The organism is Shewanella scandinavica, assembly GCF_031932065.1.
Lineage (GTDB): Bacteria > Pseudomonadota > Gammaproteobacteria > Enterobacterales > Shewanellaceae > Shewanella > Shewanella baltica.
Genome location: NZ_JAUOES010000006.1, coordinates 84,050 through 99,339 on the forward strand (window position 1 = coordinate 84,050; position 15,290 = coordinate 99,339).

A 15,290-nucleotide genomic window follows, 5' to 3' on the forward strand; every position below is an offset into this window, starting at 1 on the left:
TAGACATAATAGTCGCCACAAAAAGCACAGTGATCTGCAGATAAAGCGCAGGCTGGCATTGGAATACCTTGTCCACAAGGGTGCCGCGCTAAAGCGTTGTCAGCTGCACATCACTGGCATAGTGCAAGGGGTGGGATTTCGCCCCTTTGTCTATCGTTATGCCCTTGAGTGTCAACTGACAGGTACTGTGCTCAACAATGCCAAGGGCGTGACCATTGAGCTGCAAGGCACGGAAGAAAACCTCACGCAATTTATCACAACGCTCAATACCACCCCACCGCCACTGGCCCGTATCGACAATATAATCCAAACACCGCTGCCGATTTTGCTAAGCGAAACCACATTTGAAATTATAAAAAGCGACAGCCATGAGGAAGATGACCCAAGTTCACCGATAGGTGCGCAGGTGGCGGTATCTGCGGATAAAAGTACCTGCCAAGATTGCTTGAACGACATGCATAATCCTGATGATCGCCACTTTGGCTATGCTTTTACCAACTGCACAAATTGCGGCCCAAGATACACCATAATCAATGCCTTACCCTACGATAGACACAATACCGCCATGGCCGATTTTGACATGTGCCCCGAGTGCGCCAAAGCATATCAAAACCCACTCGATCGCCGCTATCATGCTCAGCCAGTCAGTTGCCCAGTCTGCGGCCCCAGACTCAGTTTAAAAACACCCCAAGGGGAATACATCATTCCCAATACCTCTAATTTCAGCACACCTGAATTGAATACGGATTTGGCGGTACTAAAAGCGGCGGCTGACAGATTACACCAAGGGCAGATTCTGGCAATTAAGGGACTGGGCGGATTTCACTTAATCTGTGATGCCCGTAACGACAAAGCAGTCAACAAACTCCGGCTGCGAAAACAGCGCCAAGCCAAGCCGCTAGCTGTGATGATGGCGGATATCCAGATGGCGCAGCACTATGTCACAGGGACGGATGCTGAGTGGCAAGTACTGAGTTCGCAGGAGCGGCCCATAGTGCTAATGAGCAGCCGCGCCGAACATGATCTAAGCCCAGCGGTTGCCCCCAATCTGAATAAACTCGGGGTATTTTTGCCCTACACACCACTGCATCATTTACTGTTAGGTCTCTTCAAAGGGCCATTGGTTGCGACCAGCGCTAATGTGTCCGGAGAACCTATCATCACAAATTGTGATGAACTTATTCGCCACTTAAGCCATGTTGCGGATGCGATAGTCGATCATAATCGGCCGATTATTAATGGTTGTGATGACAGTGTGGTGCAGGTGATTCAGCCCCACATGGATTCGCCTGCAGAGGTGCAAGTACTGCGTCTCGCCCGTGGTTATGCGCCGTTAAGTTTTCCCTTAGAGATACCGCTGTCCCAATCAATTTTGGCCGTGGGTGCACAACAAAAAAATGCTATCGCCTTAGGCTTTGGCAATAATGTGTTTTTAAGTCCCCATATTGGCGACTTGTTCAGTGTCAGCGCCGAGCAGTATTTTGAGCGCACCTTAGCGACCTTCGCGCGGTTGTATCATTTTGCGCCCAATCTCATTGTTCGCGATAAACACCCAGATTATGCCCCATCGCGCTGGGCTGAAATGCACTCAAACTCGAGCACAGAACTGCGCAATAGCAGCCAAAGCCAATGTTTAACGGTACAACATCACCATGCCCATGTGCTCAGCGTAATGGCAGTTAATCAATATCGAGAGCCTGTATTGGGCTTTAGTTTTGATGGCACTGGGCTTGGCGACGATGGCAGTTTATGGGGCGGTGAAGTGTTATTAACCACGCTGGATAAAACGCAGCGACTGGCCCATTTTGAGCCCATAGCGCTACTGGGCGGCGAACAAGCAATTAAGCAACCCGTGCGGTTATTACTGGCATTATTATTCGAGCAAATGAGCCTCGATGCTGTACTCACATTGCAATTACCTATATTAAACAACATGCGCCCAAACACTCTGACTAACTTACATAAGATCTGGCAGAACGGCAGCGCGATAAAAACCTCCTCTGTCGGGCGACTGTTCGATGCCCTCGCCTGCGCCTTAGGCTTAATCGAAACAACACTGTTTGAAGGCCAAGCGGGCATGGCGATAGAAGCCGCGGCCAATCGCGCCGATGCATTAGCCCTTGAAGTCATTTCGCTTAACTTACCTCTTGACACCGACCAGTGGCGAAGCAGTGACATGTTCAAGCAAATTGTTGAATTGATTACAGCACAACCGCTAACAGACAATAGATGCTATGCCATCGCCCGCGCCTTTTTACACACATTAGGCGATGCTATCTGCGACTATGCCGCCCAGTATCAACACCTCCCAACCGTGCTCTGCGGCGGCGTATTCCAAAATAAATACCTATTGGAATACTGCCTGAGCAAGCTCAGCGCCCAAGGCAATAAAGTGTTATCCAGTCAACAGATACCCATCAATGATGGCGGCATCGCCCTAGGCCAACTTTGGTATGGCATTCATCAGAGTCAATAACCTTACTTATTTGATAACCCCTGATGTTCGCTCGCCATTTTTATCCCCATAAACCTGACGAACATCAAAGATCTGCAGTGCAATTTGTATCACACTCAACATTAGCGTAACCAAATTAACGATCCGTATATCAGCATTCACAATTCGTCAGGCAAAGTCCTCGCACTATGCCGATTCAAGGAGAGGTAAAATGTGTAAAGACTGCGGCTGCTCCCTTACCCGCCACGACCATGATCATCTAGGCGCGCATGCCCATAGCCATGAGCATAATCATTCACATACTCATGAGCATAGCCATCAAGAGTTACACACCAATCCTCAGTTAAACGATAAAAAAACCTTGTCAGTCATCCACAAAATTTTAGATAAAAATGATGTCGAAGCAGGTCATAACCGCGCCCACTTTGAGGCACATAACATTACTGCCTTCAACATCATGAGTAGCCCGGGCAGCGGTAAAACGACCCTTTTAGAAAATCTCAAAGAATACACCAAGCTCAACTATGCGGTGATTGAAGGCGACTTAGAAACCTCCCGCGATGCAGACCGCTTAATCGCGAAAGGCATTAAGGCCTATCAAATTCAAACGGGCAGTGCCTGTCACCTCGACGCGTTTATGGTGCACGGTGCCCTGCATCATCTGCCACTTGAAGGGCTGGATATTTGTTTCGTTGAAAACGTCGGTAATCTTGTCTGCCCAGCCAGTTATGACGTAGGTACACACAAAAATATCGTGCTGCTATCAGTGCCTGAAGGCGATGATAAGATTGAGAAATATCCCGTGATGTTCCGCCGCGCCGATGTTGTGTTTATCACTAAGTGCGATCTACTGCCCTATTTTGATTTCAAGATGGACGAAGCCAGAGCGCAGCTTAAAAAACTCAATCCAGCAACTCAAATTATTGAAGTCTCTATTAAAGACGGCGACTCCATGCAGGCAGTAGCCGCTTGGCTTAAAGACAACATTCAAGGTGCACAATAATGTGCTTATCCATACCTTCCCAAGTGGTGGCGGTCGATATTGAGCGCCAGAGCGTTACAGTCGACACCTTAGGCGTGCGCCGCGATGTCAGCAGTCATTTAATGAATGAGCCACTGGAAATTGGCGACTATGTACTTATCCATATTGGTTTTGTGATGAACAAAATTGATAAGGAAGATGCGCAGCAAAGCATTGATCTATACGAAGAAATCGTCACTAAGCTTGAAAATGAAGCCATACACTGACCATCAGCAGTGCAGGATTAAGTCGCAAGGCGCACCCCTATCGAGTGTACCGAGGAAAGAGCATGCTTGAACTAAAACACCTCTATCAAGGCTTTCGCGATCCCCAAACGATTGCCAATTTAGCGCGGGATATTCAGTTAACCGCTAAATTAGTTAAGCAACCAATCAATATCATGGAAGTCTGTGGCGGTCATACTCACACTATTATGAAATACGGCTTACTGGATTTACTGCCTGATAATATTGAGTTTATCCACGGTCCAGGTTGTCCTGTGTGCATTATGCCGAAAGAGCGCATTGACCAAGCGGCGGCGCTGGCCTCCCAAGAAAATGTCATCTTAGTCACGCTAGGCGATATGATCCGTGTGCCCGGCTCTAAGGGTTCCTTAGCCAGCTTTAGGGCGAAAGGCTGCGATATTCGACCGATTTATGATCCTTTAGATACGCTCAAAATTGCCCGCGACAATCCCGATAAAACCGTAGTGTTCTTTGCCATCGGCTTTGAAACCTCAACCCCAATGACGGCGATTTTATTGCAGCTGGCCGAGCACGAAAAACTCGAAAATCTGTTATTCCATATCAATCATGTATTAGTGCCCCCCGCTATTGATGCCGTGATGCACGACCCGAAAGCCAGAGTGAATGCCTTTATTGGCCCCGCCCATGTGAGCGTGATCAGCGGCGCCAAAATCTATCGCAGCACAGTCGAAAACTATGGCACGCCCGTGGTTGTCGCAGGATTTGAACCCGTTGATGTGATGGAGTCGATTTTACGGATTGTGCGCCAAAAAGCCGCGGGCAAAGCGGAGCTCGATATCCAATACAGCCGCGCGGTATCGGAAGACGGTAACCTCACGGCGCAGGCCAAAGTGAATCAATTCTTCAATGTCAGACCACAATTTCGCTGGCGCGGCCTCGGTCCTATCCCCAATTCAGCCCCGCAGCTCAAACCCGAATATGCCCACAGGGACGCCGAACTGCGCTTTAAAGACTGCTTACCCGTGAAGGAAATTGACGATCATAAAGCCTGCCAGTGTGGCGATATTCTTCGCGGGCTTGCTAAACCAAAGGACTGTAAAGTTTTTGGCCGCGGCTGCAATCCAGAAACGCCCTTAGGCAGCTGCATGGTCAGCTCCGAAGGTGCATGTAACGCCTATTACCGCTATCAAGGTATCGATATCAAGGAGCCACATCATGGCTGATACGCTAAAAGATAAATCCATTCAACTCAGCCACGGCGGTGGCGGCAAAGAAATGAATAAACTGATCCGTGATCTTTTTTTTGCCGAGTTTGATAATCCAATCCTTCGTTGCGAAGAAGACGCTGCCAAACTCGATTTGCACGGCGCCAACGCCTTTACCACTGACTCTTTTACCGTTTCACCTTTGTTTTTTGCCGGCGGCGATATCGGCAAACTCGCCATCGCAGGCACAGTCAACGATCTCGCTATGATGGGCGCAGAGCCTCAATATCTGAGCTGTAGCGTGATCATCGAAGAAGGCTTTTCTATCAATGATTTAACGGCTATTGTCCGCAGCATGGCAAAAGAGCTCAAACAAAGTGGCGCGCGGATTGTCTGCGGCGACACTAAAGTCGTACCCAAGGGCTGCGCCGATGGTTTATTTATTAATACCTCAGGCATTGGTCGCATCTTGCGTCCGAATATCTCAGCGGCAAACATTGCAGTGGGCGATGCCATTATTGTTTCCCGTGATATTGGTTGCCACGGCGCAGCGATTTTAATGGCGCGTGAAGGACTCACGCTCGAATCAGCATTACAAAGTGACTGCGCCACGCTCTGGCCGATAGTCGAGCAATTGATTGCCGCCAATATTCCCATTCATGCGATGCGAGATGCGACTCGCGGCGGCTTATCGGCAGTGCTCAATGAATGGGCCGTCGCCTCCAATGTCGGCATCACAGTGAATGAGGCCAGTATTCCCGTCAGCGATGAAGTCAAAGGTCTGTGCGAACTCTATGGTTTCGAAGCCATGGATCTTGCCAACGAAGGTACTTTCATCCTCGCCGTCCCCAACGACATCGCTTTAGGTGCGCTCGAAATCATGCAACGCTTTGGCCACTGTGAGCATGCAGCGATAATCGGCACTGTGAGTGATGAACTCGTAGGGAAAGTCGTGCTAAGAACGCCTTGGAATACCAAGCGTTATCTCGATCTTCCCCAGGGTGAACTGCTGCCAAGGATTTGCTGATGCACGAATATTCAATTGTGAGTGCCTTGATTGAGCAATGCGAGCAGCACGCGCTGGCTAATCATGCCTATAAAATCACCCGAGTGGATATCAAACTAGGCGTCATGAGCGGAGTTGAACCTAGCCTGCTACAAACGGCCTTCGATACGTTTAAGCTCGATGGGATTTGCAAAGAAGCCCTACTCAATATGCAAATTCAGCCGCTAGTGATACTTTGCCAAGACTGCCAGACTGAATCCGTACTGAGTGAGCGCACGGTCATCTGCCCTGCGTGTCAAAGCTATCGCACCCGCGTACTCGATGGTGAAGATATGCTACTGATGCAACTTGAGATGGAACAAGATGAAGATTAAATCCTTCATTTGTAATCTGCATTGTTAACAACAGCAGAGTCGATAAAGATTTCAATCAATAAAGAGTCCTATCAGCAAGAATATTCCTCAAAAAAATGGCTTTGAGCAATCAGCGCTCAAAGCCATTTTAAACCACACTACTTTCAGTCACGCTACATCAGCTGTAGATAGAAGCTTCACCCTCTGGGCGCGTTTTGAGCACCCGCAGAAACCACATATACTGCTCTGGATAAGCTAAGATAACTTGCTCGACCACTTTGTTCAGTGCCAACGCCTCGTTTTCTTTGCCTACCATGTCTTCAGGCGCAACGGCCGTCATCACAGTAAGATCAAACTGACGTGTAGCTTGGTTGTAGCCAATCTTTACTGGCAACACTTGGGCATTCCCCGCCTGCGCTAAACGCCCAACGACAGGCAGCGTTGCTTTCACTGTGCCTAAAAAAGGTGCAAACACGCTTTGTTCAGGACCTAAGTCTTCATCGGGGAGATAAAAGAAACTGTTACCGCGCTTAAGCTCAGCCAATAGCGCCCTAATGCCCGCCTCGCGCATATACACATGGCCACCACAGCTGCTGCGCACACGATTACTAAACCAATTGAATAAGCCATTTTTATGGGCTTTGGCCATAGTCACCATAGGCAACTCAAGGTTAAGGCGTAAGCCGGCATAATCGATTGGCCACACATGAGGCATGATAAAAATGATCGGTTGGCCCGCGGCCTGCGCTTTCGTCACATGCTCAAAGCCGATTAAATTGACTCGACGACGTAAATGCGCCTTTGAGCGCACCAGCAATTCGCCCTGAGCTAACAAGACCAAAACGAAGTTTTGTACGTTCTCGCGGATTAACGCTTCAATCTCGGCGGCAGATTGTTCAGGAAAGCACGCCCTTAAGTTGGCTCTGGCAACACTAATGGGCTTTTTGGCAATCGGCATCACTATTTTTGCCAATAATCTTGCTATGGGATCACGTAGCCATGCGGGCATGAGTCCGAAAATCACTAATAGACCAATCGCCAACCAAGTGGCCCAGTATCTAGGGTGTAATAAGGCGAGTTTAAAACGACGGTCAAAATGTTTGGGCTGTCTTGACAAAGAATTCACCTCAGACAGTGGATAGAAATAATGGAGATATTGCACGAAAAAATAAACAGGAAAGCCACTCTCTAAGGAGTGGCTTTCCCATCAAACAAACGAAATTACTTACCCGTGTTTGCTGCTTCTACACGAGTTTTCAGCTTTTGGCCGGGACGGAAAGTCACGACACGACGAGCAGAAATTGGGATATCTTCGCCTGTTTTTGGGTTCCTTCCCGGTCTTTGATTCTTGTCCCTAAGGTCAAAGTTGCCAAAGCCAGATAACTTGACCTGCTCACCACTTTCAAGTGCGCCCCGAATCTCTTCAAAGAACGACTCAACCATCTCTTTGGCGACACGTTTGTTCATTCCGAGTGTTTCAAAAAGATGTTCTGCCATTTCGGCTTTGGTAAGTGCCATACTTTAATCCCTCAACGATGCGTTGAACTCGGACTTAAGGGCAGAAACGACTGAACCAACGGTCTCAGCAATCTCTTTTTCCTCAAGCGTACGAGTAGTGTCTTGTAATGTAAGTGCTATCGCCAGGCTCTTCTTGCCAGGTTCAACACCTTTACCTAAGTATACATCGAACAAGTTTATGCCAACCAACTGATTTTCGCCAACTTTTCTTATCAATTTCATTACATCACCTGCAGATACACTCTCATCTACTACGACGGCGATGTCACGACGATTAGCTGGAAACTTAGATACAGCTTGGGCTAGCGGCAAACTGGTATGCAATAAAGCATCCAATTCCAACTCAAAAACGATGGTTTTACCATTGAGTCCAAAAGGCTTCTCCAAACTAGGATGGATTGCACCTATATGACCGATCACTCGATCATTTCTCAATATTTCAGCACATTGCCCCGGATGGAGAGCAGAATGCGTCGCTCCTCTAAAGCTAAATTCTGATGCGGAAACTGTCAAGCCGATAATTGCTTCTAAATCACCTTTAAGGTCGAAAAAATCAACAGTTTTCGATTCCATAGCCCAATGTTCATCATTTTGGAGCCCAGTAATGACACAAGCGAGCATTGCTTGCTGTCTTACACCGGATTCTGCATTGATATCAGGAACAAAGCGCAGGCCAGTTTCAAAAAGTCTCACGCGACTCTGTTGACGACTTTGGTTATAGCCAACTGCGGCCAATAAACCGGTGAACATTGACAGGCGCATGGCCGACATTTCACTGGAAATTGGGTTTGGTAACACCATAGCGTCTAAACCAGGATGAACCAGATTTTGCAGTTTTGGATCGACAAAGCTGTAGGTTACCGCTTCTTGGAAGCCACGAGCGACCAATAAGGCACGCACGCGTTTTAAGCTTAAGTCAGATTCTTTATGATCTGACATACGCAGCGCGGCAACGGGTGCGATATTCGGGATATTGTTATAACCGTAAATACGCGCCACTTCTTCAATCAAATCTTCTTCAATCGCCATATCGAAACGATAAGTCGCAGTGGTGACCTGCCAGCTATCTTGGTCCACAACCACACTAAAGCCGAGACGTTGTAGAATTTCGACCACATCTGTGTCTGGTACATGGTGACCTAAAATTCGATCTAACTTGCTGCGACGTAAAACGATTTGTGCAGGTTTGGGTAAATCAGCCTCTGATTTAGCTTCCACCACAGGGCCTGCTTCACCGCCACAGATATCCAGCACTAAACGGGTCGCACGGTCGATAACCTTGTGTTGCATCTCAGGGTCAACACCACGCTCAAAGCGGTGTGATGAGTCTGTATGCAAACCTAAACGACGTGACTTACCCATAATGGCAAGAGGCGCGAAGAACGCACATTCAAGCAGTATGTCTTGGGTCGTGTCGCTCACGCCTGAATATTCGCCGCCAAACACGCCTGCAAGGGCTAATGGACGCGCATCATCGGCGATCACTAAGGTATCGCTTGGGATGGTCACTTCGCTGCCATCAAGCAAGGTGATTTTCTCTTCGCCAGTGCCTAAACGCACTTGGATATCGCCCGTTAACTTGGCAAGATCGAAAGCGTGCATAGGTTGACCGAATTCAATCAACACAAAGTTAGTGATATCAACGATAGGATCGATAGAGCGAATACCGCTACGGCGCAGTTTTTCCTGCATCCATAATGGCGTAGGCGCTTTAACATTAACGTTTTTAACCACACGGCCTAAGTAACGTGGACAAGCGGCTGGCGCCTTAACGTTAATAGTAACTTTGGCATCTGTCGTTGGCGTAACGGCTTGCCACTGTGGCTCAACCACAGCTTGGCGGTTTAACACGCCTACTTCACGGGCAAGACCTGCCATGCCTAAGCAATCGGCACGGTTAGCCGTTAAATCTACATCGATAACGGCATCATTAAGTTGCAGATAATCGCGGATGTCAGTGCCAAGTGGCGCGTCCAATGGCAATTCGATAATGCCATCGCTTTCGACGTTAATGCCAAGCTCGCTGTACGAGCACAACATGCCTTCTGATGGCATGCCACGCAGCTTAGCTTTCTTGATTTTGAAATCGCCAGGTAATACAGCGCCAACCATAGCCACGGCCACTTTAAGACCCTGACGGCAGTTTGGTGCACCGCAGACGATATCGATAAGTTCGCTACCACCAACGTTGATTTTGGTCACGCGCAGTTTATCGGCATCGGGATGCTGACCACACTCAACCACTTCACCAATCACGACACCGCTAAAATCGGCTGCTACGGCTTCAACGTCATCGACTTCGAGACCGGCCATAGTGATCTGGTGGGATAATGCTTCACGGCTGACTGAAGGGTTTACCCATTCACGAAGCCAAGATTCGCTAAATTTCATGCTATTACAGCTCCGTTATTTAAATTGCTTCAGGAAACGTAGGTCGTTTTCGAAAAACGCACGTAAATCGTTTACGCCGTAACGCAACATAGTTAAGCGCTCGACACCCATACCAAAAGCAAAACCAGAGTATTTTTCTGGATCTATGCCAACGCTGCGCAGCACATTCGGATGTACCATACCGCAGCCAAGCACTTCTAGCCATTTACCATTTTTGCCCATCACGTCAACTTCCGCTGAAGGTTCAGTGAATGGGAAGTAAGATGGACGGAAACGCACTTGCAGATCTTCTTCGAAGAAGTTACGCAGGAAGTCATGCAAAATGCCCTTCAATTCGGCAAAGTTCACATGCTCATCAACCAACAGCCCTTCCACTTGGTGGAACATTGGCGTGTGCGTTTGATCGTAATCGTTACGATAAACACGACCCGGTGAAATAATGCGTAATGGTGGCTTTTCAGTTTCCATAGTACGGATTTGCACGCCAGAAGTTTGGGTACGCAACATCAGTTTAGGATTGAAATAAAAGGTATCATGATCAGCACGCGCTGGGTGGTGCTCAGAGATATTCAACGCATCGAAATTGTGGAAATCATCTTCAATTTCAGGGCCCTGCTTTACCGAGAACCCTAATTCCCCGAAAAAGGTTTCGATACGTTCAATGGTACGTGTCACTGGATGCAAGCCACCAATCTCTTGGGTGCGGCCTGGCAAAGTCACATCAATCTTTTCAGCGATTAATTTGGCTTCCAGTTCCGAACTCTTCAGACCATCGATGCGCTCAGTTAATTTTTGTTGAATCGCCTGTTTAGCATCATTGACCGCTTGGCCAAAGGCTGGCTTTTCTTCAGGGCTTAAGCTACCCATCATTTTCATCATGTCGGTGATCTTACCTTTCTTACCAAGGTAATCGACACGGATATCATCCAGTGCTTTTAGATCACTGGCCTGGTCAATAATGACTAAGGCTTGTTCTACGATCTCAGTTAACTGCTGCATTTTCTCTTCCACTGCATAGTCGCGCTTGATAAACAAGTGCTATGGGCGCCAAACTTTCAGGCTATTTGGGTGCTCAGGTTATCGGGCGTTAATGCCAGACGCTTTGCTAGCTATAACGAAATAAAAGGATAGAAATTTTACGCGAGCGAGCGGCATATTACTAGGGCTTATTGGGGGTTTTTATCATGCAAATTCATGTGTTACCCCAGTTCAGAGCCTGAGTTTTGCTCAAGGTGAAATCCAAACCTCAATTGTGACCGAAACAAGTTCCCTATTCAGCCACTAGCAGCATTTGTAACTAAACTGTAAACTAATGCCTGTACCCTGCCAAAATTGCAGCAAACAACACAATAACGACTGCAATTAGACTACATTAGCGATATAAATCATTACAAAACAGAAAACTATCAAGTCTATGGCAAACTGACCGATATACATTCGGTTCACAGCCCATTTTATCGAGGCACTCATGAAAGAAGTAAAGTTTCGCTGGATAGATCAATATCTTATCCATATGACCTTAAAAACTAAATTCGCTATTCTCTCTATCGTTCCCATGCTAATGATTGTTGGACTGGCGATTTTTCTTGATAACCAATCCCAGCAAACCTTAGTGCAAGGACAGCTCAACGGCCTGCAAAATGCGTCACAACAAATAAACCAAGTCACAGGCACCTTATATAACAAACTACCAGAGCAAGAACGCCAAGCTATCCTTAGCCAGCTAAGCCGTGAAATTAAAGGAAATGTAAGCATTATTTCGGTGAATGAAGCCGACAGCAAAGCGCAATCCTTAGCTCGCAGCGGTGGCGGTATTGATGATAGCGGTAAGCAACCTCGAGCTGTGAGTCGCGTTAACGATCAAAACCTGATCACGATTATTCCCTTAGACAGCACAGAAATTGATGCCTTGCTCGCCAAAGATAACCTGCTGGTTTACGGCCTGATGGCGGCGCTTCTGTTCGTGTTGTTTTTATTTAGTTACTACATTTCGACCTTCGTGGGCGGCGCACTTTATACCACAGTGATGGCATTAAAACGGGCCGCATCGGGTGACTTAACCGGACGTTTAAACTTCTTCGAGGTAAAGGACGAATTCAGTATCTTAGCCATCAGTATCGATGCCTTAGTGGAGCGTCAGCATCTGTTAGTGAAACAAATCGCCGAGTCGACAACGAAAATCCGCGAGGTAGTGTCCTCGTTTCGTAGTACAGCGCAGCAAGGTCAATCCTTGGCGGTGAACCAGAGACAACATTTGGACTCCCTAGCAACGGCGATGGAAGAAATGACCGCCGCAGTGAAGGAAGTCGCCCGCAATGCCGAACAATCCTCAGCCGAAACCCAAGAAGCCAATCAACAGGTTAGCGCGGGCGGGAAAGATATTGAAACCACAGTCAAAGCTATTGACGTGTTATCGGATGAGATCTCCGCGGCCTCAAATGCGGTGGGTGTACTCAATGACAACGCCAGTAAAATTGATGAAGTGGTGTCAACTATTAATGCGATTTCCCAGCAAACCAACCTACTGGCCCTCAACGCGGCGATTGAAGCGGCACGCGCCGGTGAACAAGGTCGTGGCTTTGCCGTGGTGGCCGATGAGGTACGTACTTTAGCGGGGAGAACTCAGGCCGCAACGGTTGAAATCAAAACCATGATCGAATCACTTCAATCGGGTACTCGCAATCTGACACAAGTGATGTCGCGTACTGTGAATCAAGCCAATGAAGGTAAACAACACGTACTGCAAACGGGTAAAGACTTAGAGTTTATCGCCCACCACAGCAACAAAGTGTTTGAAATGAGTGTGCTAATTGCGACCTCGGCCGAAGAGCAATCGGCAGTGGCCAATGAGATTGCGACTAACTTAATGGAAATCCGCAACCAGTCCCACGATGTGGAGCAATCGGCGAACCAGTCGGTTTCAGGTTGTGATGAGCTGCAAGCAACAGCTGGGCAACTTGATCAGTTGATGGTGGGATTAAAAATCTAGTCGAGCATCATTTGATGGAATTTAAATTCACTTAACACCCAAAATGCACAAGGGAGCGATAATCGCTCCCTTGTTGTTTTTTCATTCTGACGGTAACGGTCCAATCAACTACTGTTTTTTCAATCAACTAGTCGTTTCAATCAACCAGCAACGTTTCAATCATTAACTCACTTTTCAATCTACTAAGCTAAGGCAAAAATTAATCCACGTCTGTTAATCCACATCTTTGAGTGGCCATAGCACGATATGATCTTCAATATCCTTCACGCGTCTTTCATCGACTACTTTACCTTGGATCGACATGCCCGCTAAATGCATCGCTTCTTTAGAGCCAGTCAGCAGCGGATGCCAGCTCGGTAGCTCACGTCCTGCCGCTAAGCGGCGATATGCGCAGCTGTCGGGAAGCCAAGTTAACTCATGGATATTATCAATCGTGATCACAGTACATTGTGGTACGTGGGTGAAACGGTCACTGTAATGCTGACAGCCCGCCGTTTGATGATCGAGCAAAAGGCAGGCCGCATTGGTGTAATACAAGTCTTCGGTTTCATCATCTATCAACTTGTTTAAACAACATTTACCACAACCGTCACACAGGGATTCCCACTCGGTTGCGCTCATCTGCGCTAATGTTTTGCTCTGCCAAAATGCCATGATTAACTGTATCTTCTCAATAAAAAGCCCGCTGAATGCGGGCTATTTTACACTAGTTTATCGGCGGATACTTTATTCTCTCGGACAGATGCGCGACAGAAATCCCGAAATAATCGGTATTCTGCCAGTGCATTAAGGCGCGGTAATTGCCATAAACGAGGTATTTTCGACCGGTAACACCATCGGGCATGATTAGCGAGGCGTTGATGTCTTCGCGGGACGGCAAATCGGTATGATCAAACTTGCGAATACCGAGAGTTTGCCACTGGGCTAAGGACTGGGGTTTATCTAATCCAGCGACTGCCAAATCAAGCGTTGCAGGCACTTGTACTTGTCGGCCCCAAGTATCATCGCCGTTCCAACCGAGTTGCTGTAGCAAATACGCCGCGGAGGCAAACGCATCTTGTGTGTTGTGCCAAATGTCTTTCTTACCGTCTCCATCGCCGTCCTGCCCATAGGCAAGATAATCCGTAGGCATCAGCTGCGTTTGCCCCATGGCGCCATTCCAACGACTTTTAAGATCTTGAAAACCGATATGATCTTTATCCATTATGCTGAGCGCTGCCATAAACTCTTTTTTGAAGAAAGCTTCGCGCTCGCCGCCAAAGGCCAGTGACGCCGTCACAGATAGCACAGGATAATCGCCAGAAGCTTCACCAAAGTCGGAGGCAAGCCCCCAGAGTGCGACTAAGAAGCGTGGCTGAACAGAGTATTGGCTGGCGATGGCGTTGAGTTGTTGTTCATGCTCTTTAAACAGCACCCGTGCGGTGTCAACTTTCCACTCGGGCACAGTGTCGGCGAGATAAGTATCGAGGTTGTGAGTTTTTTCAGTCTGGGGGCTGTCTGTTACTCGGGCTTTTTTGAAGAGTTTGATCTGGGGAAAGGCTAAATCTAAGGTCGCTTGGCTGATACCCTGAAGATGGGCTTCTTGCTTTAGCTGAATTAAATAATCACTAAAGCTGATTTTCTCATCCGGCTGCTGCGCCATGGCTGGCAAACTGCACGCACTCAGCCAAATGATGAAACAGACAAATGCCCTGATGGGAGCGAAGATATATGCGGCGAGTCGATAATGCTTATTCTGATAAACCCCAAAGTGACAAACCTTAACTGGGTAAGCATTGATTTGATAAGCTTGGGTTCGATAAGCACGGTATCGATGCATATACCTTCCTGTTATTTTTATGCTATTGGCTTAATCTTTGATCCCAAGACTGAGCTTATGCTCTGCCAATAAATTCACCTGAGGTGGTGGAATTTGTAAATAAAAGCCGTTTTCTTCCATCGCAGCTCTTACCTTTTGAATATCTGCCATGCCTAACGCGTCACGTTTCGCAATAGGAAACACCATCACCAGCTTTGGCACGCCGAACATTTCCATCAAAGGCGCTGGAACATCATCAAAACAATCTCTTTTCTTCACAAATAAATAAGTATCAGCCTTTCGGCTACTTTTATAAACGGCACATAGCATAAGAGTACAAATATCCAA

The 15,290-nt window shown here is 47.6% G+C and carries 14 protein-coding genes; 7 read left to right on the top strand and 7 right to left on the bottom strand.

Annotated elements, in window-relative coordinates:
* Positions 1 to 58 precede the first annotated feature (58 nt).
* From hypF to hypA, 6 genes are all read left to right on the top strand, one after another.
* Positions 59 to 2,476 (top strand): carbamoyltransferase HypF, encoded by a 2,418-nt coding sequence (gene hypF / locus Q4Q50_RS06630; RefSeq protein WP_311898933.1) that lies wholly within the window; start codon positions 59 to 61, stop codon positions 2,474 to 2,476.
* A gap of 190 nt (positions 2,477 to 2,666) precedes the next feature.
* A complete protein-coding gene (hypB, locus tag Q4Q50_RS06635) occupies positions 2,667 to 3,458 on the top strand; it encodes a hydrogenase nickel incorporation protein HypB (RefSeq protein WP_311890791.1) in 792 nt (263 codons plus the stop codon).
* Complete coding sequence (locus Q4Q50_RS06640; protein WP_263205419.1) at positions 3,458 to 3,703, top strand: HypC/HybG/HupF family hydrogenase formation chaperone; 246 nt, start codon at positions 3,458 to 3,460, stop codon at positions 3,701 to 3,703. The genes hypB and Q4Q50_RS06640 overlap by 1 nt, the downstream gene beginning before the upstream one ends.
* A gap of 62 nt (positions 3,704 to 3,765) precedes the next feature.
* On the top strand, positions 3,766 to 4,905 hold the full coding sequence (gene hypD / locus Q4Q50_RS06645) for a hydrogenase formation protein HypD (RefSeq protein WP_311890793.1): 1,140 nt from the start codon (positions 3,766 to 3,768) through the stop codon (positions 4,903 to 4,905).
* On the top strand, positions 4,898 to 5,914 hold the full coding sequence (gene hypE, locus Q4Q50_RS06650) for a hydrogenase expression/formation protein HypE (RefSeq protein ID WP_311890794.1): 1,017 nt from the start codon (positions 4,898 to 4,900) through the stop codon (positions 5,912 to 5,914). The genes hypD and hypE overlap by 8 nt, the downstream gene beginning before the upstream one ends.
* Positions 5,914 to 6,267, top strand: a complete 354-nt coding sequence (hypA, locus tag Q4Q50_RS06655; protein WP_311890795.1) for a hydrogenase maturation nickel metallochaperone HypA — start codon at positions 5,914 to 5,916, stop codon at positions 6,265 to 6,267. The genes hypE and hypA overlap by 1 nt, the downstream gene beginning before the upstream one ends.
* A 157-nt stretch (positions 6,268 to 6,424) precedes the next feature.
* Here the strand turns inward: hypA and lpxM are convergent, their stop codons facing one another.
* The 4 genes from lpxM to pheS all read right to left on the bottom strand — a co-directional run bounded on the left by lpxM (position 6,425) and on the right by pheS (position 11,154).
* On the bottom strand, positions 6,425 to 7,363 hold the full coding sequence (lpxM, locus tag Q4Q50_RS06660; protein ID WP_311890796.1) for a lauroyl-Kdo(2)-lipid IV(A) myristoyltransferase: 939 nt from the start codon (positions 7,361 to 7,363) through the stop codon (positions 6,425 to 6,427).
* Between the two features lie 104 nt (positions 7,364 to 7,467).
* Positions 7,468 to 7,764, bottom strand: coding sequence for an integration host factor subunit alpha (gene ihfA, locus Q4Q50_RS06665; protein WP_006081370.1), 297 nt, complete (start codon positions 7,762 to 7,764; stop codon positions 7,468 to 7,470).
* Between the two features lie 3 nt (positions 7,765 to 7,767).
* A complete protein-coding gene (gene pheT, locus Q4Q50_RS06670) occupies positions 7,768 to 10,155 on the bottom strand; it encodes a phenylalanine--tRNA ligase subunit beta (protein ID WP_311898876.1) in 2,388 nt (795 codons plus the stop codon).
* A 15-nt stretch (positions 10,156 to 10,170) separates the two neighbouring features.
* Entirely contained in the window at positions 10,171 to 11,154 is a 984-nt protein-coding gene (gene pheS / locus Q4Q50_RS06675; RefSeq protein WP_006081368.1) for a phenylalanine--tRNA ligase subunit alpha, read from the bottom strand.
* A 469-nt stretch (positions 11,155 to 11,623) separates the two neighbouring features.
* On the opposite strand from pheS, the gene Q4Q50_RS06680 reads away from it, so the two are divergent.
* Entirely contained in the window at positions 11,624 to 13,144 is a 1,521-nt protein-coding gene (locus Q4Q50_RS06680; protein WP_311898877.1) for a methyl-accepting chemotaxis protein, read from the top strand.
* Positions 13,145 to 13,357: 213 nt separating this feature from the next.
* On the opposite strand, the gene Q4Q50_RS06685 is transcribed toward Q4Q50_RS06680, so the two are convergent.
* The 3 genes from Q4Q50_RS06685 to Q4Q50_RS06695 are packed head-to-tail and all read right to left on the bottom strand — an operon-like array spanning position 13,358 to position 15,272.
* Positions 13,358 to 13,798: a YcgN family cysteine cluster protein gene (locus Q4Q50_RS06685; RefSeq protein WP_006081366.1), complete on the bottom strand. Its 441-nt coding sequence runs from the start codon at positions 13,796 to 13,798 to the stop codon at positions 13,358 to 13,360.
* A 52-nt stretch (positions 13,799 to 13,850) separates the two neighbouring features.
* A complete protein-coding gene (locus Q4Q50_RS06690; RefSeq protein WP_311898878.1) occupies positions 13,851 to 14,963 on the bottom strand; it encodes a lytic murein transglycosylase in 1,113 nt (370 codons plus the stop codon).
* 30 nt (positions 14,964 to 14,993) lie between these two features.
* On the bottom strand, positions 14,994 to 15,272 hold the full coding sequence (locus tag Q4Q50_RS06695) for a YcgL domain-containing protein (protein WP_006081364.1): 279 nt from the start codon (positions 15,270 to 15,272) through the stop codon (positions 14,994 to 14,996).
* Positions 15,273 to 15,290 lie beyond the last annotated feature (18 nt).